The organism is Phytobacter sp. (assembly GCF_059074235.1).
Genome location: NZ_JCACPZ010000008.1, coordinates 1 through 23,630 on the forward strand (window position 1 = coordinate 1; position 23,630 = coordinate 23,630).

The following is a 23,630-nucleotide window of genomic DNA, read 5'->3' on the forward strand; positions in this document are numbered from 1 at the left end:
GACGCACTGATGTGACTTATCAGTCATAAATTTAGCGACCTGATTAACCTGGATGTAAAGGAAGGAGACGCCGGAGCGTCAAACGCGGCAATTATAGGGATTTCACGGCCATGATACCAGTCGAATAGGATCAGGATGCCGCATAAGCTGAAAGTTGAACGCTTTCGGTACAGGTTGTGACTTTTCGCAAATTTAAGCGATTAAAATAACAGCGCCCGGGCGCTTTTTTTCGCAGACTAAGTAATTAATATCCTTATGATGTCAAATTCTGAGCAGACAGCATAGGAATTGTAAATTGTTTGTACTAGCATAACCCGAATTCATCTTTCACTCGTCCGGACACCGTTCCCGACGGATCAGGGGTCGGCGGATTAAGCGGTAATGAAGAAACAAGATCAGCGAGTTTTGATTACCACCCCATACCCTCTACTGCGTCTTATCAGTTTGGGGCTGCTGTCATTCATCTTTACATTGTTCTCGCTGGAATTAACCCGCTTCGGCACCGCCCTTGCACCGCTCTGGTTCCCCACTGCACTGATGATGGTGGCATTTTATCGCCATGCCGGCCGCATGTGGCCAGGTATTGCCGTGGCTTGTTCACTAGGCAGCCTTGTCGCAACAGGTTTTTTATTCAACGTCGCCAGTATTAATATCTGGTATACCGTCATTAACCTCATTGAGGCGGTGACGGGAGCCATTCTGCTGCGCAAATTATTGCCCTGGTATAACCCGCTACAAAACCTGAGCGACTGGGTGAAACTGGCGATTGGCAGCGCATTCATTCCCCCGCTGATCGGCGGGGTACTGGTCTGCCTGTTGGTCGGTTCTGATAATCTTCTGCGCACTTTCCTGGTGTGGGTGTTATCTGAATCGATTGGTGCACTGGCGCTGGTGCCGATTGGACTGTTATTTAAACCGCATTATCTTTTACGCCATCGTAAGCCGCAGCTACTGTTTGAAACGCTGGTAACCCTTGCCGTGACATTAGCGTTGAGCTGGCTGGCGCTGATTTTTCTGCCGTGGCCCTTTACCGCCGTGATTGTGCTGTTAATGTGGAGTGCCATTCGCCTTCCGCGTATGGAAGCTTTCCTGATCTTCCTGATCACGGTCATGATGGTGTCTCTGTATATGGCCACCAATCCACTCGTCGTTGTGACGCCGAAAACCGGCGCCATGCTTAACGCCCCCTGGCTCCCGTTTCTGTTGATTTTGCTGCCTGCAAACATCATGACCATGGTGATGTATGCCTTCAGAGCGGAGCGTAAACACATTAGTGAGAGCGAAGAGCGTTTCAGGAACGCGATGGAGTACTCCACCATCGGAATGGCGCTGGTCGGTACTCAGGGCCAGTGGCTTCAGGCCAACAAAGCACTATGTAATTTCCTCGGTTACAGTCAGGACGAACTGCGGTTAATGAACTTCCAGCAGCTCACCTGGCCGGAAGATTTAAACAAAGATCTGGATCAACTGGAACAGTTGGTTCGTGGCGAAATTAACAGTTACTCCATGGAGAAGCGCTATTACACCCGTAATGGCGACCTGGTGTGGGCTCTGCTCGCGGTCTCCGTTGTTCGTCATGCAGACGGTACTCCACTCTATTTTATTGCTCAGGTCGAAGATATTAACGATCTCAAGCAAACCGAATGGGTCAATAAGCGCCTGATGGAACGTATCACTCTGGCAAACGAAGCCGGGGGGATCGGTATCTGGGAGTGGGAGCTTGAACCCGATATCATCAGTTGGGACAAACGCATGTTCGAACTGTATGAAATCCCTTCACACATCAAGCCCACCTGGCAACTGTGGTATGAGCGCATTCTGCCGGAGGATCGTGAAGAGACCGAACGTATCATTCGTGATTCTCTGGTTTCACGTATCGCCTTCAAGCTCGAATTTCGCATCAACGTTAAAGAGGGCGTTCGTCACATCCGCACCCTGGCAAACCGCGTGCTGAACCGCAATGGCGAAGTTGAGCGTCTGCTGGGCGTCAATATGGATATGACCGAGGTTAAGCAACTGAACGAAGCGCTATTCCAGGAAAAAGAGCGCTTGCACATTACCCTCGACTCCATCGGCGAAGCGGTGCTCTGTACCGACGTGAACATGAACGTCAGCTTTATGAACCCGGTCGCGGAGAAGCTGAGCGGCTGGTCGCAGGATCAAGCAATAGGGCAGCCACTGCTGACTGTGCTTCGCATTACCTTTGGCGATCATGGTCCGGCAATGGAAAACATCCACAGCGGTGATATGTCGCGCTCAGCTATTGAACAGGACGTAGTTCTTCACTGTCGCACGGGTGGCAGCTATGACATCAATTACAGTGTGACACCACTGAGCACCCTTGACGGGCAAAACATTGGTTCAGTGCTGGTTATTCAGGACGTCACAGAATCACGCAAAATGTTGCGTCAACTCAGCTACAGCGCTTCTCACGATGCGTTGACCCACCTGGCAAACCGGGTGAATTTCGAAACTCATCTCAAACGTTTGCTGCACACTGTGCAGGAGCTGCATCAGCGTCACGCACTGGTCTTTATCGATCTTGACCGCTTTAAAGCAGTGAACGATACCGCCGGGCACGCCGCCGGCGATGCGTTACTCAGAGAGATCTCCTCCCTGATGCTGAGTATGCTGCGTTCTACGGATATTCTTGCCCGTCTTGGCGGCGACGAATTCGGCCTGTTGCTCCCGGATTGCAACATTGAAAGCGCGCGTTATATTGCCGGACGCATCGTTCAGGCGATTAATGACTACCACTTTATGTGGGAAGGTCGCATGCATCGTATCGGTGCCAGTGCAGGTATTACCATCATTGATGAGACCAATCATCAGGGTTCTGAGGTGATGTCTCAGGCCGATATAGCTTGTTATTCCTCGAAAAATAACGGACGCGGTATTGTCACGGTGTACGAACCACAGCAGGGTACTATGCATCACGGTCGCAGCATGATGTCGCTGGAAGAACAGTGGCTCATGATCAAAGACAATCACCTGCTGATGATCGCCCGTGGCGTAGCCTCCCCTCGCGTTCCGGAAGCCTGTAATTTCTGGATACTGACCTTGCGTCTGTGGACCAGCGAAGGTGAAGTGATGGAAGAAAATGCCTTCCGCGCCAGCCTGAATGAACCTGAACTGATTCGTGCGCTCGACCGCCGTGTTTTCAACGAATTCTTCCGTAATCATGCCGCAGCAGTGGCAGGCAAAGGACTGGGCGTTGCACTGCCGCTTTCCTCTGCCGGGTTATCCAGCACCCAACTGGTCGATGAAATCCTGAGTTTACTGGAGAATGGTCCGTTACCGGGACGTCTGCTGCATGTGATGATTCAGGCAGATGTGCTACTGCGCGAAGGTAAAGCCATCAGCGATAACATGAAGAAGTTGCGTCATGCGGGGTGTCGCATCATCCTGAGCCATATTGGTCATGACCTTGAAATCTTTAACCATCTTACGCCACACACGGCAGATTACATCTTGCTGGAGCAGGCTCTGGTGAACAATGTCCATGGCAACCTGATGGACGAAATGATGGTGACGATTATTCAGGGGCATGCTCAGCGCCTGGGGCTTAAGAGCATTGCCGGGCCGACCAATCAACCGCTGATGATGGATACATTATCGGGCATCGGTATCGATCTGATTTTCGGCGACACGATTTCGCAGCCGCAACCTCTGGATATGATGCTGAGCACCAGCTACTTCGCGATCAATTAACGCCTTCAGGCTGCCAGCCATCCGTATACCAGATGTGTAATAATGCATAGGAACGCCAGGGGTGCCAGCGTTCAGCGTAGCGGCGGGTTTGTGCGGGCGTCATACCGGCAAAGCGCTGCTTGATAAGATAATCGTCCGCGAGGAACACGTCTTTTGCCTGCCAGCCCCGTAATGCATAGTAATTTGCCGTCCAGCGCCCAATACCCGGAAAAGTAATCAACGTTTTCACGCCCTGCTCAACGTCATCAGGCGACGTGAGGGGAAAGGTGCCATCAAGAGCGGATTGTGCGAGGAAAATAAGCGACTCCGCACGTTTAACCGGCATACCCAGCGCTTTAAGTGCCATCGGGTCCACCTTCGCCAGCTGTGCCGGCGTTGGGAACAAAACAAAGTCGTCATCCAGTCGATCACCGCACAATTGCGCGACACGCGACGTTAATTTTGCCGCCATCGCCACACTCACCAGTTGACCTAAAATGGCACGAACGGCTTGTTCAAAGGGGTCCATGCAGCCAGGCAGGCGCAGCCCTGGCCGAACAGCGCCCAACTTCCCCAGCGCAGCAGTCACCTCATGCGGGTTACAGGTCAGATCAAACAGGTTACTCAGAAGTCGCAAACAATCATCCGCGACCGCTTGCAGCCCGTCGCTCAATGTCACCTTTAACACGCCGTTGACTTCATCAGGTTCAGCACAGATTGTGCCCCGATGCTCACCCAGGGCGAACGCGCGCATATAACGCGTCTCGCTGATGATTTCGACCCCCATCACCGCACGAGCACGCAAAAAGCCTAACATCCATGACCAGTCGTAAGGCGGTTGCCAGTGCAGTATGTACATATTGACTCCTGTTATGTCGACCCAAGAGCATATAACGGTTTGTGAATTTCTGCTTTGCTTTGATATTCCGGTTGTTCTGCTTTACGCATTCCGTTAAAGTCGCCCCCCTTCTTCACCGGCATGGGGATTAAACGTGTTTGTAGGCTTTGATTACGGTACCGCTAACTGTTCAATTGCGGTGATGCAGGACGGTAAACCGTCGCTGCTGAAAATGGAAAATAACAGCACTTTGCTGCCGTCGATGCTTTGCGCTCCGACGCGTGAAGCAGTCAGCGAATGGCTCTATCGTCACCATGAAGTGCCGGCTACGGGCGCGGAAACTCAAGCGCTATTACGTCGTGCCGTGAGCTTTAACCGCGAAGAAGACATTGATGTACAGGCCGCCAGCGTTCAGTTTGGTTTGAGCTCCTTACGTCAGTACGTTGACGATCCGGAAGAAGTTTATTTCGTTAAATCGCCAAAATCCTTCCTTGGTGCCAACGGGTTAAAACCGCAGCAGATTGCCCTGTTTGAAGACCTGGTGTGTGCCATGATGCTACACATCCGCAAGCAGTCAGAAACACAGTTGCCCGAAGCCATCGACCAGGCTGTCATCGGACGACCGATTAACTTCCAGGGACTCGGCGGCACCGATGCCAACGCCCAGGCGCAGGGGATCCTTGAACGTGCGGCTAAACGTGCCGGTTTTCGTGACGTGGTATTCCAGTACGAACCTGTTGCAGCAGGTCTGGACTTTGAGGCCACATTGCAGGAAGAAAAGCGGGTTCTGGTCGTCGACATCGGCGGTGGAACCACCGACTGCTCTTTACTGCTGATGGGGCCTAAATGGCACGATCGCCTGGATCGCGAAAACAGCCTGTTAGGTCACAGTGGCTGCCGCGTAGGCGGTAACGATCTGGATATCGCGTTGGCGTTTAAAAACCTGATGCCGCTTCTGGGCATGGGCGGACAAACGGAAAAAGGCATCGCCCTACCGGTTCTGCCGTGGTGGAATGCTATCGCCATTAACGACGTTCCAGCGCAGACCGACTTCTACAGTACCGCGAATGGTCGTCAGCTTAACGATATGCTGCGCGATGCACGCGACACTGACAAAGTGGCCCTGCTACTGAAAGTATGGAAGCAGCGTCTGGGTTACCGCCTGGTACGCAGCGCTGAAGAGAGCAAAATAGCCCTGTCCGAGCAGGTGCAAACACAGGCGCAACTGCCGTTCATCAGCGAAGCACTCACCACTGCCATCGACCAGATGGGCCTGGAAGCCGCCCTGGATCAACCGCTGCGTCGTATTCTGGAACAGGTACAACTGGCTCTGGACAGCAGCGATACCACGCCAGAGGTCATCTACCTCACTGGCGGTAGCGCGCGCTCACCGATCATCAAGAAAGCGCTGGCGCAGGCATTGCCGGGCATTCCGATTGCCGGTGGCGATGACTTTGGTTCCGTAACCGCCGGTTTGGCCCGTTGGGCACAGGTGGTATTTCGTTAACAGAGAGCATGACCAGCGAATGACGAAGTGAGCACCCTGCTTCATCGTCACCCGTTCCTTCTCTAAAGCCCCATTTTCAGGTGGGGCTTATTCTTTTTATCCCTCTCCCAAATCTCCCGACTGCGGCATTTTTACTGTTTTGCTGACTTTCTGTTCAATAAAGTACGGACCGCTGCGTGAAACGATTCACGTCCCAGACGTTTCCAGACAGTACTTCATATTCTCTCCATTTTTCTGACGGCTACGCTCACTAAACTAGTATTATTCAGGCATATGTTTCAGGACGAGATACGAATAGCGATGAAAGGCAGAAAGACTTCCCGCCTGGTGATAGCGGTAGCTGTAGTAGTGATTGCGGGTATCGCCGCCATTTGGTACGGGTTCGGCCATAAAACGGATACCTCAACGTCCACAGCCGCCAATGGACAAAATCAACGCCCTGGCCCTGGTGGCCCTCGTGGTGGTCGTCATGGTATGCGCGGCGCATTACCCCCCGTGCAGGCTGCCACCGCCACAAAAGAGTCGGTTCCTCGCTATCTTTCCGGCCTGGGTACCGTCACTGCTGCAAATACGGTTACTGTTCGCAGCCGCGTCGACGGGCAACTACTGGCGATTCATTTCCAGGAAGGCCAGCAGGTGAAGGCCGGCGATCTGCTGGCAGAAATCGACCCCAGCCAGTTTAAGGTCACCCTCGCCCAGGCTCAGGGCCAACTGGCGAAGGACAAAGCCACGCTGGCGAATGCCCGTCGCGATCTGACCCGTTATCAGCAACTGGTGAAAACCAATCTGGTTTCCCGCCAGGAGATGGACACTCAACAGGCGCTGGTCAGTGAAACCGAAGGTACTGTTAAAGCCGACGAAGCCTCCGTCGCCAGTGCGCAATTGCAGCTCAACTGGAGTCGCATCACGGCCCCCATTGATGGACGCGTGGGGTTAAAACAGGTGGATATTGGTAACCAAATCTCCAGTGGAGACACTACCGGGATTGTGGTGCTGACGCAAACACACCCTATTGACCTCGTCTTCACACTGCCAGAAAACGAGATCGCCACCGTGGTACAGGCGCAAAAAGCCGGGCAACCGTTAAACGTTGAAGCCTGGGATCGCACCAACAAACAGAAACTGAGTACCGGGGCGTTGTTAAGTCTCGATAACCAGATTGATGCCACCACTGGCACCATCAAACTCAAGGCGCGTTTTGATAATCAGGATGATGCCCTCTTCCCGAACCAGTTTGTGAATGCACGGATGTTAGTTTCCACGCAGCAGGATGCGGTGGTGATTCCAGCAGCGGCACTGCAAATGGGCAACGAAGGTAACTTCGTCTGGGTCCTCAACGACAAAGGTCAGGTCAGCAAACACACGGTGACAACCGGCATTCAGGACAGCCAGAAAGTGGTGATTGCCGCTGGGTTATCCGCAGGCGACCGCGTGGTCACTGACGGTATCGATCGTCTGACCGAAGGGGCCAAAGTAGAAGTTGTGGACGCAAAAAGCGCAGACCAGATGCCTGCCAAACGTGAGCACCCGGCAAAAGGAGCGCAATCCTGATGCAGTTGCTACCGCCAGGCAGAACAGGTGGGCCCTCACGCCTGTTTATCATGCGTCCGGTCGCCACCACCCTTTTGATGGTGGCGATTTTACTTGCCGGTATCATTGGTTATCGCTTTTTACCCGTCTCCGCACTGCCCGAGGTGGACTACCCGACAATTCAGGTCATCACCCTTTATCCGGGGGCCAGCCCGGATGTTGTGACCTCCGCCATTACCGCCCCGCTCGAACGTCAGTTTGGCCAGATGTCGGGCCTGAAACAGATGTCATCGCAGAGTTCCGGCGGGGCATCCGTGGTCACATTGCAATTCCAGTTGCCCCTGCCGCTGGATGTCGCCGAACAGGAAGTACAAGCCGCTATCAACGCAGCCAATAGCCTGCTGCCGTCTGATTTACCCAACCCGCCGGTCTACAGCAAAGTAAACCCCGCCGATCCACCGATCATGACGCTCGCCGTAACCTCCACCGCCATGCCGATGACGCAGGTGGAAGATATGGTTGAAACCCGTGTTGCGCAGAAAATCTCGCAGGTGTCCGGGGTCGGGCTGGTAACGCTTGCCGGTGGTCAGCGCCCTGCCGTGCGCGTAAAACTGAATGCGCAGGCCATTGCAGCCCTGGGGTTAACCAGCGAAACCATCCGCACCGCCATCAGTAACGCCAACGTTAACTCCGCGAAAGGGAGTCTTGATGGCCCGACCCGCGCCGTCACCCTTTCGGCAAACGATCAGATGCAGTCGGTTGATGAATATCGCAAACTGATTGTGGCTTACCAGAACGGTGCGCCGGTGCGACTGGGTGATGTCGCCACCATTGAACAAGGCGCTGAAAATAGCTGGCTGGGGGCATGGGCAAACCAGCAGCAAGCCATCGTAATGAACGTACAACGTCAGCCTGGCGCGAACATCATTGATACCGCCGACAGCATTCGCACGATGCTGCCTACACTCACCGAAAGCCTGCCAAAATCGGTTGAGGTGAAAGTGCTCTCGGACCGCACGACAAACATTCGCGCCTCGGTCACTGACACCCAGTTTGAGCTGATGCTGGCGATCGCGTTGGTCGTGATGATCATCTACCTGTTCCTGCGCAATATTCCGGCGACTATCATTCCGGGCGTTGCAGTACCGCTCTCACTGGTAGGTACCTTCGCGGTGATGGTGTTCCTCGACTTTTCGGTTAACAACCTGACCCTGATGGCCCTGACCATCGCCACCGGCTTTGTGGTGGATGATGCGATTGTGGTTATCGAGAACATCTCGCGCTACATCGAGAAAGGGGAAAAACCGTTAGCAGCCGCGCTGAAAGGGGCGGGTGAAATCGGCTTTACCATCATCTCCCTGACCTTCTCGCTGATTGCGGTACTGATCCCACTGCTGTTTATGGGCGATATCGTTGGTCGCTTGTTCCGCGAGTTTGCTGTCACTCTGGCGGTCGCGATATTAATCTCTGCGGTGGTCTCCCTGACGCTGACGCCGATGATGTGCGCCCGTATGCTGAGTGCGGAATCATTGCGTAAACAGAACCGCTTCTCCCGCGCATCTGAAAAGTTCATTGAGCGCGTTATTGCCGCTTACGGGCGGCTGCTCGCAAAAGTCTTGAACCACCCGTGGCTGACGCTCAGCGTTGCGATTGGCACCTTGCTGCTCTCAGTAATGCTGTGGGTCCTGATTCCCAAAGGCTTTTTCCCCGTTCAGGACAACGGCATCATTCAGGGCACCTTGCAGGCACCGCAGTCCGCATCCTTTGCCAGCATGGCCCAGCGTCAACAACAAATTGCCGGAATCATCATGAAAGACCCGGCGGTGCAGAGCCTGACGACCTTTGTCGGCGTGGACGGCACTAACCCGGCGCTGAACAGTGCACGGCTGCAAATCAACCTCAAATCGCTTTCCGATCGCGACGATCGCGTGCTGACGGTCATCGAGCGACTCCAGCAGGCCGCCGCAAGAGTCCCTGGCGCTGCACTTTACCTGCAACCGACCCAGGATCTGACTATCGATACGACGGTCAGCCGAACGCAGTACCAGTTCACGCTCCAGGCAACATCACTTGATGCGCTCAGCACCTGGGTTCCGCAGCTGGTTGAGAAATTACAAGCACTGCCGCAGCTTGCCGACGTCAGCAGCGACTGGCAGGACAAAGGGCTCACGGCTTACGTCAATGTGGACAGAGACAGCGCCAGCCGTCTTGGGATAAGCATGTCTGATGTCGACAACGCCCTGTATAACGCCTTTGGTCAGCGCCTGATTTCCACCATCTATACCCAGGCGAACCAGTATCGCGTGGTGCTCGAACATGACACCTCGCATACCTCCGGACTGGATGCACTCGACACCATCCGTTTGACCAGCACTGACGGTGGCATAGTGCCATTGAGCGCCATCGCGAAAGTTGAGCAGCGTTTCTCGCCGCTGTCGATTAACCACCTGGATCAGTTCCCCGCCACCACCATCTCCTTTAATGTGGCAAGCGGCTACTCGCTCGGCGAGGCGGTGCAGTCGATTCTCGACAGTGAAAAAGCGCTCAGTTTGCCCACTGACATCACCACCCAGTTCCAGGGCAGCACTCTGGCATTCCAGGCCGCGCTGGGCAGTACCGTTTGGCTGATTGTCGCCGCCGTGGTGGCGATGTACATCGTGCTCGGCGTGCTTTATGAGAGCTTTATTCACCCCATCACCATCCTCTCTACCCTGCCCACTGCGGGCGTTGGCGCGCTGATGGCGCTGCTGCTGGCGGGCAGTGAGCTGGATGTGATTGCCATCATCGGCATCATTTTGCTGATCGGTATTGTGAAGAAGAACGCCATCATGATGATCGACTTTGCCCTGGCCGCCGAGCGCGAACAGGGCATGTCGCCACGGGATGCCATTTACCAGGCGTGCCTGCTGCGTTTTCGCCCAATACTGATGACCACGCTGGCAGCACTACTCGGTGCGCTGCCGCTGATGCTCAGTACCGGAGTGGGTGCAGAACTGCGCCGCCCGCTGGGTATTGGTATGGTTGGCGGATTGATGGTCAGTCAGGTGCTGACTCTGTTTACCACGCCGGTTATCTACCTGCTCTTTGACCGCCTCGGCATCGCCATTCGTCGCCGTTTTCCGAAGCGTGAAGAGGAGGCGTAAGTGAAGTTTTTCGCCCTCTTCATTTACCGCCCGGTGGCGACGATCCTGATTTCGATCGCCATTACGCTTTGCGGCGTGCTCGGCTTTCGCCTGCTACCGGTCGCTCCGCTGCCGCAGGTGGATTTCCCGGTGATTATGATCAGCGCCTCGTTGCCGGGCGCATCGCCGGAAACCATGGCATCGTCCGTTGCCACGCCGCTTGAGCGTTCACTGGGGCGCATTGCCGGGGTCAGCGAAATGACCTCGTCCAGCTCGCTGGGCAGCACACGCATCATTCTGGAGTTCAATTTTAACCGTAATATCAACGGTGCCGCACGTGATGTGCAGGCAGCACTCAACGCGGCGCAAAGTTTGCTACCCAGTGGTATGCCGAGCCGCCCGACCTATCGTAAAGCGAACCCGTCAGATTCACCGATCATGATCCTGACGCTCACCTCGGACACCTACTCCCAGGGGCAACTTTATGATTTCGCCTCGACACAACTGGCCCAGACCATTGCCCAGATAGATGGCGTTGGCGATGTTGACGTCGGCGGCAGTTCACTGCCTGCCGTGCGTGTTGGGCTTAACCCACAGGCGTTGTTTAATCAGGGCGTCTCGCTCGATGCCGTTCGCACGGCCATCAGCGAAGCCAACGTACGCAAGCCACAAGGTGCCATTGAAGATGACGCGCATCGCTGGCAGGTACAAACCAACGACGCCCTGAAAACCGCCGCGGAATACCAACCGTTAATCATTCACTATAAGAACGGTTCTGCCGTACGCTTAAGCGATGTCGCCAGCGTGACGGACTCGGTGCAGGACATCCGCAACGCCGGGATGACCAACGCCAAACCGGCCATCTTGCTGATGATCCGTAAGCTGCCGGAAGCCAACATTATCCAGACAGTCGACAGCATTCGTGCAAGGCTGCCGGAATTACAGAAGACCATCCCTTCTGCCATTGATTTGCAGATTGCCCAGGATCGCTCCCCCACTATCCGCGCCTCGCTGGAAGAGGTGGAACAGACGCTGGTGATTTCGGTCGCTCTGGTGATTCTGGTGGTGTTCCTGTTTTTACGTTCCGGGCGCGCCACACTTATTCCCGCAGTCGCTGTACCGGTCTCGCTGATCGGCACCTTCGCAGCCATGTATCTGTGCGGGTTCAGTCTGAACAACCTTTCACTGATGGCACTCACCATCGCCACAGGCTTTGTGGTGGATGATGCCATCGTGGTGCTGGAGAACATCTCCCGCCATCTGGAAGCGGGAATGAAACCGCTACAGGCGGCGCTGCAAGGTACGCGAGAAGTCGGTTTCACCGTGCTATCGATGAGCATTTCACTGGTGGCGGTGTTCCTGCCGCTTCTGCTGATGGCCGGGCTGCCGGGGCGTCTGCTGCGTGAATTTGCCGTCACCCTCTCGGTGGCGATTGGCATTTCTCTGGTTATTTCGCTCACGCTCACGCCGATGATGTGTGGCTGGATGCTGAAGCGGCAAAAACCCCATGAGCCAACACGCAACAGAGGTATTGGTCGTCTGTTGGTGACAATGCAGCAAGCCTATGCCCGGTCACTAAAATGGGTCCTCAACCATGCCCGCATTGTGGGACTGGTGCTGGTGGGTACCATTGCGCTTAACGTCTGGATGTACATCACCATCCCAAAAACCTTCTTCCCGGAACAGGATACGGGTGTATTGATGGGCGGCATTCAGGCCGATCAAAGCATCTCCTTCCAGGCCATGCGCATTAAGTTGCAGGATTTCATGAAGATCATCCGCGACGATCCGGCGGTGGATAACGTGACCGGTTTTACCGGTGGCTCGCGGGTCAACAGCGGCATGATGTTTATCACCCTGAAATCCCGCGACGTACGCAACGAAACGGCACAACAGGTGATCGATCGCCTGCGCATTAAGCTTTCGAAAGAGCCGGGAGCCAGCCTCTTTTTAATGGCGGTACAGGACATCCGCGTCGGCGGACGTCAGGCCAATGCCAGCTACCAGTTTGCGCTGTTATCTGACGATCTGAGTGCCCTGCGGGAATGGGAACCTAAAATCCGTAAAGCGCTGGCTTCACTGCCAGAGCTGGCGGATGTGAACTCCGATCAGCAGGATAACGGTGCAGAAATGAACCTGGTTTATGACCGCGAAAGTATGTCGCGTCTTGGGATCAGCGTTCAGGAAGCCAACAGCCTGCTCAATAACGCTTTCGGACAGCGGCAGATTTCCACCATTTACCAACCGCTGAACCAGTACAAAGTAGTAATGGAAGTGGACAGGCGTTACACCCAGGACATCAGCGCGCTGGATAAAATGTTCGTCATTAACAGCGATAACAAACCGATTCCGCTGTCGTATTTTGCCCACTGGCTTCCTGCCAATGCACCACTCTCGGTGAATCACCAGGGGCTGTCTGCGGCATCGACCATCGCCTTCAACCTGCCGACCGGGGTGTCGCTCTCCGAAGCGAGCGATGCCATCAACCGCACCATGACGCAACTGGGTGTACCTTCAACGGTGCGCGGGAGTTTTGCCGGTACGGCGCAGGTCTTCCAGGAGACCATGAACTCACAGGTCATTCTGATTCTGGCGGCTATCGCCACGGTCTATATTGTGCTGGGGATCTTGTACGAGAGCTATGTCCACCCGCTGACCATTCTCTCCACCCTCCCCTCTGCAGGCGTCGGGGCGCTGCTGGCGCTGGAGCTTTTTGGCGCACCTTTCAGTCTGATCGCGCTAATTGGCATTATGCTATTGATAGGTATCGTGAAGAAAAACGCCATCATGATGGTGGATTTCGCTATTGAGGCTCAACGCAAAGGCAGTTTGAGTGCCGAAGAGGCCATTTTCCAGGCCTGCCTGTTGCGCTTCAGGCCCATCATGATGACCACTCTGGCCGCGCTCTTTGGCGCATTACCGCTGGTGATTTCCGGTGGGGATGGTTCAGAACTGCGCCAGCCGCTGGGGATTACCATCGTTGGCGGTCTGGTGATGAGTCAGTTGCTCACGCTCTACACCACGCCAGTCGTCTATTTGTTCTTTGATCGTCTGCGCGTTAAATTCGTGCGCCATCGCAGGGAGCCTTTAAGCGAGTGACAGAACTCCCCAACAACGTACGCTGGCAATTATGGATCGTCGCCTTCGGCTTCTTTATGCAGTCGTTGGACACCACCATCGTCAACACCGCCCTTCCCTCGATGGCACGAAGCCTCGGGGAAAGTCCGTTGCATATGCACATGGTGGTGGTCTCCTACGTGCTGACCGTCGCCGTGATGCTGCCCGCAAGTGGCTGGCTGGCGGATAGGGTCGGCGTGCGCAATATCTTCTTTACTGCCATCGTGCTTTTTACGCTGGGGTCGCTGTTCTGCGCCCGGGCCAACACCCTCGACGAACTGGTGATGGCACGTGTGTTACAGGGGATAGGCGGAGCGATGATGGTGCCGGTCGGCAGGCTCACGGTGATGAAAATCGTCCCTCGCACGCAGTATATGGCGGCGATGACCTTTGTCACCCTGCCCGGCCAGGTCGGGCCACTGCTGGGTCCGGCGCTGGGGGGAATCCTGGTAGAGTACGCCTCCTGGCACTGGATTTTCCTGATCAATCTGCCAGTTGGGATTGTTGGGGCGATGGCCACCCTCTGGTTGATGCCCAATTACAAGCTGCAAACGGGCCGTTTTGACATCCTTGGATTTGTGCTGCTGGCCTGCGGCATGGCGACATTGACCCTCGCACTGGATGGGCAAAAAGGGTTGGGGATCTCGCCGTTGATGTTGGGTGCGCTGGTGGCAGTCGGCGCCGTGGCGATTGTCTGTTATCTCCTGCACGCCAGAGGCAACAACGGCGCGCTGTTTAACCTGCGTCTTTTCCGCACCCCTACTTTCTCCCTTGGCCTGCTCGGCAGCTTTGCCGGGCGCGTCGGCAGCGGCATGTTGCCCTTTATGACCCCGGTATTTTTGCAAATTGGCATGGGCTTCTCCCCGTTCCATGCCGGGCTGATGATGATTCCGATGGTGCTTGGCAGCATGGGTATGAAGCGCATCGTGGTGCAGGTCGTTAACCGTTTTGGCTATCGCCGGGCACTGGTGTGTTCTACTCTGGGTCTGGCGCTGGTGTGCCTGCTGTTTATGGCGACGGCCCTCATGGGATGGTACTACCTGCTGCCACTGGTGCTTTTCTGCCAGGGCATGATCAACTCCATGCGCTTCTCTTCCATGAACACACTGACGTTGAAAGATTTACCTGATGAACTGGCCAGTGGCGGTAACAGCCTGCTGTCGATGGTGATGCAACTGTCGATGAGTATTGGCGTCACCGTCGCCGGTCTGCTGTTGGGAATGTTCGGCCAGGCACACCTGTCAGCCGACAGCGGCGTCGCTCATCATGTGTTTATTTATGCTTACTTGTGCATGGCAGTCATTATCGCACTGCCTGCGCTTATCTTTGCCCGAGTCCCGAATGATGTCAGTGAGAACGTAGTCATTTCCCGGCGCAACAGGAGTCACTCATGAAACTATGGCGTCCCGGAATCACCGCCAAACTCTTTCTGGCCATCTTCGCCACATGCATTGTGTTATTGGTAACCATGCACTGGGCAGTACGTATCAGCTTTGAACGTGGGTTTATCGACTACATCAAGCACGGTAACGAACAGCGTTTGCAACTGCTGAGCGATGCGCTGGGTGAGCAATATGCCCAACAAGGGAGCTGGCGCTTTTTACGTAATAACGACCGTTTTATTTTCCAGATCCTACGTTCGTTTGATCGTGAGAATGAACACAACGAAGACGGTTCCAGACATGAACCCCCACCCGGTCCGCCGGGTCCACCGCCTGAGCCGGGTAATGGCATGCCGCCGCACGGCTGGCGCACCCAGTTTTGGGTAACCGATACCAACGGCGATGTGTTGGTGGGACCGCGCAGCCCGGTGCCGCCGGACGGTACACGGCGCGCCGTCGCCGTCAATGGCGCGACGGTGGGCTGGGTGATTGCCTCACCAATAGAGCGATTGACGCGAAATACTGATATCAACTTCGATCGCCAGCAACGGCGCACCAGTTGGCTGATTGTCGGACTCGCCACTCTGCTTGCGGCGCTAGCGACATTGCCGCTGGCCCGCGGCCTGCTGGCCCCGGTTAAACGGTTGGTAGAAGGGACGCATAAACTGGCGGCCGGGGATTTTACTACCCGCGTTAGCACAGGCAGCGAAGATGAACTGGGCCGACTGGCGCAAGATTTTAACCAGCTCGCCAGTACGCTTGAACGCAACCAGCAAATGCGACGTGATTTTATGGCTGATATCTCCCACGAACTGCGTACGCCGCTGGCGGTGCTACGTGGCGAACTGGAAGCCATTCAGGACGGCGTCCGACAGTTTACACCGGAATCCGTCGCCTCGTTGCAGGCAGAAGTCGGCACGCTGACCAAGCTGGTCAACGATTTGCATCAGTTGTCGATGTCTGATGAAGGCGCTCTGGCGTACCAAAAGTATCCGGTAGATGTGGTCTCTCTGCTCGAAGTGGCAGCGGGAGCGTTTCGCGAGCGGTTTGCTGCGCGTCAATTGACGATAAATGTGGCCTTGCCTGAACGTGCAACCGTCTTTGGCGACCCGGACAGGCTGATGCAGCTTTTTAATAATCTGATGGAAAACAGCCTGCGCTACACCGACAGCGGTGGCGGTTTACATATCAGTGGACGCATTGAGTCCGACATGCTGGCGCTGGACTTTGCCGACAGCGCGCCGGGCGTGACCGAGCTCCAGCTTACCCGACTCTTTGAGCGTTTTTATCGCACCGAAGGGTCTCGTAACCGCGCCAGCGGAGGGTCCGGACTGGGTCTGGCAATTTGTATGAACATAGTGAGCGCCCACGGCGGAAACGTCAGTGCGGCACATTCGCCATTTGGTGGGGTTAGCATTACCGTAAAACTGCCGCTGGAACGAGAGATAGCGAGAAGCGTATGAACGAATTACCGATTGATGAAAACACTCCACGCATTCTGATCGTGGAAGATGAGCCGAAGCTCGGCCAGCTGTTAATAGATTACCTGCGCGCAGCAAGCTATGCGCCGACCCTGATAAATCACGGCGATCAGGTGCTCTCCTACGTGCGCCAGACGCCGCCGGATATGATTCTGCTGGATCTGATGCTGCCCGGCACCGACGGTTTAACGCTGTGCCGCGAAATCCGCCGTTTCTCCAACCTGCCCATTATTATGGTGACGGCAAAAATCGAAGAGATTGACCGTCTTCTGGGCCTGGAAATTGGCGCTGACGATTACATCTGTAAGCCTTATAGCCCGCGTGAAGTAGTCGCACGAGTGAAAACCATTTTGCGTCGCTGCAAGCCACAGCGCGAACTGCAGGCGATGGACGCCGAAAGCCCATTGATTGTCGACGAGAGCCGTTTCCAGGCCACATGGCGCAATCAGCCGCTGGATTTGACGCCTGCTGAATTCCGCCTGCTGAAAACCCTCTCCTGCGAGCCAGGCAAAGTGTTTTCCCGCGAACAGTTGCTGAACAACCTGTATGACGATTATCGCGTGGTGACCGACCGTACCATCGACAGCCACATCAAGAACCTGCGCCGCAAGCTGGAAACCCTGGATGAAGAACAGTCCTTCATCCGCGCCGTTTACGGTGTCGGCTACCGTTGGGAAGCGGACGCCTGTCGCCTGGGATGATCCTGATATCGAGCCTTGGGATCCTGGTAAGCAGGGTGAGACTCCTCGCCCTGCTTGCTGTTGCAAGAAGCAGACTACTTTCTATGATCCAAAAAAACTTTCTGACACGGTGGTTTACAAGGATGACTCAGCCCCTGCCCGATAGCGAAACCCAGCTGCATCTGGATATTAAAGCACTGCTGGATAAGCCCTGGAATGCCTATGTGCAGACAGAAGCGGATGGCAAATTCAGCACCGTGACGCTGCGCCAGTTGACGCGCCACCATAGCGGATATGTGCGCGAAAAAGCGGTGGCTGCGCTGACCGTCAAGCATGATATCAGCGCGCTGGGTGAGTTGATTACTTCGGTCAACGACTGGGTCAAGCCCATTCACCTTGCCGCCACCGACGCCGTGGCTGAATTGTTAACGTCAGAAAACACCCCGCACTTTATCGTACATCTGCCAGAGATTCGTTTTCTCACCACCTGTCGGCGTTACGATCACCGGGCGTTTGTCGATGCGATTGGCCGTTTCTTAGTGTCAAAAAATCTGCCTGCGCTCTATCAGGCGCTGTACTCACCCGAACGCGACATACGGGATGCGGTGCTCTATACCCTCATCGAGCAAGACCAGTTCTGGGAAGAAACAGCGCTGCTGAGCATACTGGATAATCAGGACAGCCATCTGCGTGCCATTGCCGTCGAACACTGGCTGCAACGCAATCGCCCGCTTTCAGCCGAACTCACACTGCGCCTGCTTCAGGACCCCTGGGCGCGCATTCGCCGTAGCGTGCTTTTCTATCTTGATGAGCACCGCCAGCTACCGCCCGAGGCGCTCTATCGCCGCCTGTTGCTGGACAAAAACGCACTGATTCAGCAGCGCACCCGTCGGATGCTCGAAGGCAAAACAGACGCGACAGCACTCTGGCTGGAGGTACTGCACGACAATAATGCCAGTATCACCCAACGACGCGCAGCTTTGTATGGGTTAAAAGAGAGTCATTACCCTGATCTGTGGGCCCAGGCTGAATGGGCCTATGCTAAGAGTGAACCCGGACTGCGCAAAGTTTCACTGCAGATTCTGGTCGGGCTTGAAGGGGATGACGCCAAACCGCGGATACTGGAAACCCTGTCCTCACCCAATCCGACGCTGGTATTCGCCGCATGGCATGTGCTTACGCGTGCATCCCTCTCATTAACGCAGGATGACGTTCAGCCGTTGCTGGAAAACCCGCCGACTCCCTCCCACCGCCTTGTCTATCTGCGTTTGCTGACGCTGTTAAACAAATGGGACTGGCTGATTCTGCTGCTGCGCTACCACACAATCCTGACAGTGGATGAACGTGAGGCCCAGCGCCATGCGTGGATAGCCAGATTCAACCAGTCTGGCATCTCCCCGAACACCCGGCAGCGCGAAACCCTGACCGCACTGTTGCCCCAGGTACCTGAAATTCACAACGCCGTTACCGGGTATCTGCCCTGATGGGCAGTAGCAGACTCAGCGCCCCACAAAGAATGCTCTGCTGTTAATGGATCGCGTATAGCATTTGCTATACGCAAGGCCTATACTCTTCGTATACCGATTGCTATACACGAGGAGTAGCGATGAAATCTGATGTTCAACTCAATATTCGGGCAAAAGAAGCGCAACGGGCGTTAATCGATACCGCTGCGGAAATCCTGCATAAAACGCGTACTGACTTCATTCTGGAAATGGCCTGTCAGGCCGCGGAAAATGTGATTCTTGACCAGCGCATGTTCAATCTCAACGATGAACAATACGCTGAGTTTATCGATATGCTGGATGCTCCGGTCACGCCGAACCCTGCACTTGAGAAACTGCTGGCGAGAAAACCGCAGTGGGAAAAATAGCCGCCCCGACGCCACTCACTCCCACACACACACTTTCTGAATTCCATTGTGGCGAACCCGTCCTTGACGAATGGATACGCAGTCGCGGGTTAAAAAACCAGGCATCGGGTGCCGCCCGAACCTTTGTGGTCTGCAAAGAGAATTCCTCGCAGGTTGTAGGCTTCTATTCCCTTGCAACTGGCAGTGTCAGCCATGCGGTAAGTCCGGGTGGAATACGACGCAACATGCCGGATCCATTGCCGGTAATAATTATCGCTCGACTGGCAGTTGATGGATGTTGTCATGGTCGCGGTCTGGGTGCCGACTTACTTCATGATGCAATCCTGCGCATCTGTCGGGTAGCCGAAAACATCGGCGTCAGGGCGATTATGGTCCATGCCCTCTCAGAAAAAGCGAAGCAGTTTTATCTGCACCACGGTTTCAGCGTCTCTTTAACACAAGACAGAACGCTATTTCTTCGCGTCCCCGACCTCAGTTAAACGCCTTTCCCGGGTAACGTTTTGGCGGATAATCACACATCAAATCAGGTACGTTTTCGCTTGTGCTAATCGGTGGTTTACTCACTCTGCCCGCAGCGCTACAATTCCCGCCCTAAATTTAAGGGATCTCCCCTACTGCCTCACCTGGTGAGGCGGATCTGACCTGTCATCAGAAAGAGAACATCATGTTTAAACCGGAACTCCTCTCCCCGGCGGGAACGCTGAAAAATATGCGTTACGCTTTCGCTTATGGCGCGGACGCTGTTTACGCGGGCCAGCCACGTTATTCACTGCGCGTTCGCAACAATGAATTCAACCACGAGAATTTGCAGTTGGGCATCAATGAAGCCCATGCGCTCGGTAAAAAATTCTACGTGGTGGTCAACATTGCACCGCACAACGCCAAGCTGAAAACGTTTATTCGCGATTTAAAACCCGTTGTGGATATGGGACCGGATGCGTTGATCATGTCTGACCCGGGCCTGATTATGCTGGTGCGCGAAAACTTCCCGGAGATGGATATTCACCTGTCCGTGCAGGCTAACGCCGTTAACTGGGCGACAGTGAAATTCTGGAAACAGATGGGGCTGACACGCGTGATCCTCTCTCGTGAACTGTCACTGGATGAGATCGCGGAAATCCGCACTCAGGTGCCGGAGATGGAACTCGAGATTTTCGTTCACGGTGCGCTGTGCATGGCCTATTCCGGCCGCTGCCTGCTGTCAGGCTACATCAACAAACGTGACCCGAACCAGGGCACCTGCACCAACGCCTGTCGTTGGGAATACAAAGTGCAGGAAGGCAAAGAGGACGATGTCGGTAACATCGTTCACGTCCATGAACCAATCCCGGTGCAGAACGTTGAACCGACCCTCGGTATCGGCGAGCCGACCAGCAAAGTATTTATGCTGGAAGAGGCCCAGCGTCCGGGCGAGTACATGACCGCGTTTGAAGACGAGCACGGCACGTACATTATGAACTCCAAAGATCTGCGCGCCATTGCCCACGTTGAGCGACTGACTCAGATGGGCGTGCACTCACTGAAAATTGAAGGCCGCACCAAATCCTTCTACTACTGCGCCCGTACCGCGCAGGTTTACCGTAAAGCGATTGACGATGCCTCCGCAGGTAAACCGTTTGATCCAGCGCTGCTCGACACTTTGGAAGGTCTGGCCCACCGCGGTTACACCGAAGGTTTCCTGCGTCGCCACACGCATGACGATTACCAGAACTACGAATACGGCTACTCCATCTCTGAACGCCAGCAATTTGTCGGCGAATTCACCGGTGAGCGCAAAGGCCCCCTGGCTGCCGTTGCCGTTAAAAACAAATTCACCATGGGCGACAGCCTGGAGCTGATGACCCCGCAGGGCAATATCAACTTCACGCTGGAGCATATGGAAAATGGCAAAGGCGAAGCGGTAGGTGTCGCACCTGGCGACGGTCATACCGTCTGGCTGCCGGTTCCGGATGATTTACAGCTGGAATATGCGTTATTAATGCGCAACTTTACTGGACAGACCACGCGCAATCCGCACGCTAAGTAATTAACTGCCGTTATTTTTTACCAGCAGAAGAATCTTAGAATCGGATCACATACCGCTGCGTTCAATATGGGTATTATCCTTTTCGCTGAAAAACATAACCCATAAATGCTAGCTGTACCAGGAACCACCTCCTTAGCCTGCGTAATCTCCCTTACGCAGGCTGATTTTTTTACCCCTCTCTTTTTTCATCCGCAGGCACACTTCTCTCTCCTGAGATACACTTTCCCCAACAGTGTTCTGATAAGGCAGAAAGGATGAGCAATTTTCCGAGCAGTTTATTGATCCTCAACGGGAAAAGCGCAGGCGATGACCTGCTTCGTCAGGCCATTACGCTGCTACGCAGTGAAGGGATGGACATTCAGGTTCGAGTGACCTGGGAAAAGGGTGACGCAGAACGCTATGTCGCGGAAGCCGTGGGATTGGGGGTGGAAACCGTGATTGCCGGTGGCGGCGATGGCACCATCAATGAAGTCGCGACCGCACTGGTGCGCACTCAGGGTGAAAACGCCCCGGCAATGGGTATCCTGCCGCTGGGAACCGCCAACGATTTCGCCACCAGTGCCGGCATCCCCGAATCACTCGACAAAGCCCTGCAGCTGGCCATCGTCGGCAAAGCCGTGCCGGTGGATATTGCAGAGGTGAACGGTCAAACCTGCTTTATCAACATGGCGACGGGCGGTTTTGGCACACGTATCACCACGGAAACGCCGGAAAAACTCAAAGCGGCGCTCGGCGGTGTTTCGTATATTTTACACGGCCTGATGCGCATGGATACCGTGAAACCGGACCGCTGCGAAATCAAAGGCGAGAATTTCCACTGGCAGGGAGATGCGCTGGTCATCGGGATTGGCAACGGGCGTCAGGCTGGCGGCGGTCAACAACTCTGCCCGCAGGCGCTGATTAACGACGGTCAACTTGAGCTGCGGATTTTTACCGGCGACGAAATCCTTCCGGCCCTGTTCACCACGCTGACCCAACCGGACGACAACCCGCATATTGTGGACGGAAAATCCGCCTGGTTTGAAATCAGCGCGCCTCACGACATCACCTTCAACCTGGACGGCGAGCCGCTAAAAGGGCAGAACTTCAGTATTCAGATTCTGCCCGATGCACTGAAATGTCGCCTTCCCCCGGACTGCCCGCTGTTGCGTTAAGCCTTGCAGTAGATAGACGGTGAACGGCTGGTGAAAAACAGCCAGTGGTTACCGTCCGTTCGGGAGATATTCAGGTAGAACGGCACGCCTTCCCGCAGATAGAAATCCGGCAGCGTACGCGATAAGAGCGCGCTCGTTGTCGGCTCGCCGGTGCTGGCCGAGACTCTTTCCGATTGCAGGAAATAATCCTGCCCTTTTCGGTTAAATGAGAACCAAACGTTGTGGTTAACAGGGATAGATCCCACTCCTTTCTGGGTTATTTCACCGCGTAATATTGCTACCCCATTAGTGCCGTTAAATATATAACGGATAGAGATATCTCCTTCAACAGAAGGGAATTCAACCGCTAAGTCACCCATACAATCAAAATGTCCACGCTGCCATGTCTGGATACTACAGACAGTTAAAAAAGTGAGCAAAATAGCAACAGCAGTGATCAATAACAAAAGCATTCCATTACGCCGCAACATGACGATCCTCCACAAATATATAGCGCGTTACACAATTATTATCACGCCATTGACTATATTGCTTACGGCACATCAGAACTGACACCCGCGAAAAATTCGGATAGAGGGTAATATAAGCCCATGGGTAATTCTGGCAATCCAGTGGTGTATTCTGGATAAGGCGCTGATGTTTATCATGATTAAACACATCGGCATTACCATAATAGTAACAGTTATTTTTATTACCCAGAGAAACATAGCCGACAAACCGGGAATCAAAATCACTGCGCCAGGTCATAACTGCTGTAATAATACAGGCAAGTATTATCATACTCACGGCAATAAGCTTTCCCGACAGTGGCCTTGCAGCGCGCACAGGCTGAACAGGTTCCACCTCGCTGCACTCAACGTCGGCTTTCTGTTGCACCTCAATGTGCAGCAGCGTCTCCAGTTTTACGCCCACTTTGGGTACCGTCACAATCCATTCTTCATTAAGGCCAAATTCTTTAAATGCCCGGCGCAGCAAAGAAATGTTTTGGTAGAACGCATTATTTGTCACCTGCGCGCCATTACTTTCCCAGACATGCTGATAAAAGTAATCGCGCTCAACGACGTGCCCGTGCTGTTGAATTAATATAAGCAAACAGCGTGTAGCCGGGTTACTTAGCGACAACCGGCGTGTTTCATCCTCAATGGATATAAGTAGATTTTTATCCGGCAAGAAAGTGACAATATTGTCGAGTAAATAAATATTTGTCATTACAATCCCTAATTCATTATT

The 23,630-nt window shown here is 54.5% G+C and carries 16 protein-coding genes; 13 read left to right on the top strand and 3 right to left on the bottom strand.

What is annotated here, in order from left to right; translation table 11 throughout:
• Positions 1 to 381 precede the first annotated feature (381 nt).
• Positions 382 to 3,711, top strand: coding sequence for a diguanylate cyclase (locus AC5JPW_RS17965; RefSeq protein ID WP_494242491.1), 3,330 nt, complete (start codon positions 382 to 384; stop codon positions 3,709 to 3,711).
• Here the strand turns inward: AC5JPW_RS17965 and alkA are convergent.
• A complete protein-coding gene (gene alkA, locus AC5JPW_RS17970; RefSeq protein ID WP_494242492.1) occupies positions 3,704 to 4,549 on the bottom strand; it encodes a DNA-3-methyladenine glycosylase 2 in 846 nt (281 codons plus the stop codon). The two genes, AC5JPW_RS17965 and alkA, sit on opposite strands and share 8 nt — an antisense overlap.
• Before the next feature lie 133 nt (positions 4,550 to 4,682).
• Between alkA and yegD the strand changes: the two genes are divergently transcribed.
• From yegD to yegS, 12 genes are all read left to right on the top strand, one after another.
• Positions 4,683 to 6,035 (top strand): molecular chaperone, encoded by a 1,353-nt coding sequence (yegD, locus tag AC5JPW_RS17975; protein ID WP_494242493.1) that lies wholly within the window; start codon positions 4,683 to 4,685, stop codon positions 6,033 to 6,035.
• Between the two features lie 300 nt (positions 6,036 to 6,335).
• Positions 6,336 to 7,586, top strand: coding sequence for an MdtA/MuxA family multidrug efflux RND transporter periplasmic adaptor subunit (locus AC5JPW_RS17980; protein WP_494242494.1), 1,251 nt, complete (start codon positions 6,336 to 6,338; stop codon positions 7,584 to 7,586).
• Entirely contained in the window at positions 7,586 to 10,708 is a 3,123-nt protein-coding gene (locus AC5JPW_RS17985; RefSeq protein ID WP_494242495.1) for an MdtB/MuxB family multidrug efflux RND transporter permease subunit, read from the top strand. Before AC5JPW_RS17980 ends, AC5JPW_RS17985 begins: the two co-directional genes overlap by 1 nt.
• Positions 10,709 to 13,786, top strand: a complete 3,078-nt coding sequence (gene mdtC / locus AC5JPW_RS17990) for a multidrug efflux RND transporter permease subunit MdtC (protein ID WP_494242496.1) — start codon at positions 10,709 to 10,711, stop codon at positions 13,784 to 13,786. It abuts the gene before it with no gap.
• On the top strand, positions 13,783 to 15,198 hold the full coding sequence (locus AC5JPW_RS17995) for an MFS transporter (RefSeq protein ID WP_494242497.1): 1,416 nt from the start codon (positions 13,783 to 13,785) through the stop codon (positions 15,196 to 15,198). The genes mdtC and AC5JPW_RS17995 overlap by 4 nt, the downstream gene beginning before the upstream one ends.
• Positions 15,195 to 16,649 (top strand): envelope stress sensor histidine kinase BaeS, encoded by a 1,455-nt coding sequence (gene baeS, locus AC5JPW_RS18000; RefSeq protein WP_494242498.1) that lies wholly within the window; start codon positions 15,195 to 15,197, stop codon positions 16,647 to 16,649. Before AC5JPW_RS17995 ends, baeS begins: the two co-directional genes overlap by 4 nt.
• Complete coding sequence (baeR, locus tag AC5JPW_RS18005) at positions 16,646 to 17,368, top strand: envelope stress response regulator BaeR (protein WP_494242499.1); 723 nt, start codon at positions 16,646 to 16,648, stop codon at positions 17,366 to 17,368. Before baeS ends, baeR begins: the two co-directional genes overlap by 4 nt.
• A gap of 122 nt (positions 17,369 to 17,490) precedes the next feature.
• Positions 17,491 to 18,831 (top strand): HEAT repeat domain-containing protein, encoded by a 1,341-nt coding sequence (locus AC5JPW_RS18010; RefSeq protein WP_494242500.1) that lies wholly within the window; start codon positions 17,491 to 17,493, stop codon positions 18,829 to 18,831.
• Between the two features lie 122 nt (positions 18,832 to 18,953).
• On the top strand, positions 18,954 to 19,220 hold the full coding sequence (locus AC5JPW_RS18015) for a type II toxin-antitoxin system TacA family antitoxin (RefSeq protein WP_485889098.1): 267 nt from the start codon (positions 18,954 to 18,956) through the stop codon (positions 19,218 to 19,220).
• Positions 19,208 to 19,699, top strand: a complete 492-nt coding sequence (locus AC5JPW_RS18020; protein WP_494242501.1) for a GNAT family N-acetyltransferase — start codon at positions 19,208 to 19,210, stop codon at positions 19,697 to 19,699. The genes AC5JPW_RS18015 and AC5JPW_RS18020 overlap by 13 nt, the downstream gene beginning before the upstream one ends.
• A 185-nt stretch (positions 19,700 to 19,884) precedes the next feature.
• Positions 19,885 to 21,246, top strand: a complete 1,362-nt coding sequence (trhP, locus tag AC5JPW_RS18025) for a prephenate-dependent tRNA uridine(34) hydroxylase TrhP (RefSeq protein WP_494242502.1) — start codon at positions 19,885 to 19,887, stop codon at positions 21,244 to 21,246.
• 254 nt (positions 21,247 to 21,500) lie between these two features.
• Positions 21,501 to 22,400: a lipid kinase YegS gene (gene yegS, locus AC5JPW_RS18030; protein ID WP_494242503.1), complete on the top strand. Its 900-nt coding sequence runs from the start codon at positions 21,501 to 21,503 to the stop codon at positions 22,398 to 22,400.
• On the opposite strand, the gene AC5JPW_RS18035 is transcribed toward yegS, so the two are convergent.
• A complete protein-coding gene (locus tag AC5JPW_RS18035; protein ID WP_494242504.1) occupies positions 22,397 to 22,759 on the bottom strand; it encodes a hypothetical protein in 363 nt (120 codons plus the stop codon). The two genes, yegS and AC5JPW_RS18035, sit on opposite strands and share 4 nt — an antisense overlap.
• A gap of 97 nt (positions 22,760 to 22,856) precedes the next feature.
• Positions 22,857 to 23,609 (bottom strand): winged helix-turn-helix domain-containing protein, encoded by a 753-nt coding sequence (locus AC5JPW_RS18040; protein WP_494242505.1) that lies wholly within the window; start codon positions 23,607 to 23,609, stop codon positions 22,857 to 22,859.
• Positions 23,610 to 23,630: the final 21 nt, after the last annotated feature.